This is a genomic window from Microcoleus sp. PH2017_08_TRC_O_A (assembly GCF_020738665.1).
Classification (GTDB): Bacteria; Cyanobacteriota; Cyanobacteriia; order Cyanobacteriales; family Microcoleaceae; genus Microcoleus.
The window spans coordinates 1-1,438 of record NZ_JAEQCE010000204.1 but is presented as its reverse complement, the minus strand read 5'-3'; the positions used below and the strand labels follow the sequence as shown (position 1 = coordinate 1,438).

The window sequence follows — 1,438 nt, the reverse complement described above, 5'->3', positions numbered from 1 at the left end:
TTTGAGGGACGGCTCCTTTGCTCTCTCTATCAATAGTGAGAGTATTGCTATCGCGTATGCCCTGTTTGTCCAGGGTTGTGCAGCGTAACACCGTCAGCCTCGATCATTGACCTAAACCCTGCGCCAAACCCAAAAAGAGACTCGTCAGTGCAAATAGATTAGGATGGAGAAGCTCGATCGACCAGTTTTGATCTTTCACATCTACCTATACTATGAGAATTACTTTTGTCCTTCCTACCCTTGCTCTTACAGGTGGCATGAGGGTTTTGTCTATCTACACACAAATTCTCCAACAGCGAGGACACACAATATGTATCGTCTCTACACCTCACGAACGACCAACTTTAATGCAACAATTGCGCTCTGTGGTCAGAGGTAAGGGTTGGGAACCCGCTCAGGCGAGAGGGCCGTCTCACTTTGACCGTATAGATGTCGAAAGTCGAGTTACCGAAACCTACCGTCCAATTACCGACAGGGACGTACCTGATGCCGATATTATCATGGCTACTTGGTGGGAAACTGCCGAGTGGGTGTCTAAACTCTCCCCCAGCAAAGGAGCGAAAGTATATTTTCTCCAACACTACGAGGCTTTTGACTACACACCAAAAGCTCGAGTAGATGCAACTTGGCGGCTGCCGATGCACAAAATTGCCGTCGCTAAGTGGCTGGAAGACAAGGCTAGGGATGAATTTGGTAATTTGTCTGTATCTCTCGTGCCTCCCACTGTTGACACCACACAGTTTTACGACCCCCGATCGCGATCGGGGCAGCCGCGGGGCAAGCAGTCAGTTCCCACAGTCGGGATGTACTATTCTATAGCTCCTTGGAAAGGCTGTGCTCTTGCCATTGAAGCTTTCAATCTAGCGGCCAAAAGAATCCCTAATCTTCGTTTAGTTGCCTTTGGTTCCGGCGAAACTGCTCCTCCGGATTTGTTGCAGCATAATATTGAGTATTACAAGATACCTAGTCAAGACGAACTCAAAGAACTTTACAGCAAATGCGATGCTTGGCTGTTTGCCAGCCAAACCGAAGGCTTCGGCTTGCCAATTTTAGAAGCGATGGCTTGTGGCACTCCAGTGATCGGCACTCCTGCTGGCGCGGCTCCGGAACTCCTCGCTGGCGGGGGTGGAATACTTGTGAAACCAGAAGACCCAGAGGATATGGCAAAAGCGATCGAGCAGATTTGTCAGTTGTCAGATGCCGAATGGCGGGCCATGTCTGAGACTGCTTTGGACACGGTGATACATTATACCTGGGAGGATGCAACCGATATCTTCGAGGCTGCACTGTACACCGCAGTCGAACGTCAGCCACAATTAACGGACAAGCTGTACAAATAGAGCATTCTCCTGTTGATTGATTTACTGAATTTTGCTGCAATTATCTGAATAATGTGTTAAACTAGCAGAATATTCAGCATTATTCACTTTTGGATAAC

General features: G+C 48.3%; 1 protein-coding gene. It reads left to right on the top strand.

The genetic code is table 11. The features are described from left to right. The first annotated feature begins 212 nt into the window (after positions 1-212). Positions 213-1,340 carry a glycosyltransferase family 4 protein gene (locus tag JGK22_RS33055; RefSeq protein ID WP_293178827.1) on the top strand — a complete coding sequence of 376 codons (1,128 nt, stop codon included), beginning with the start codon at positions 213-215 and terminating at the stop codon, positions 1,338-1,340. Positions 1,341-1,438: the final 98 nt, after the last annotated feature.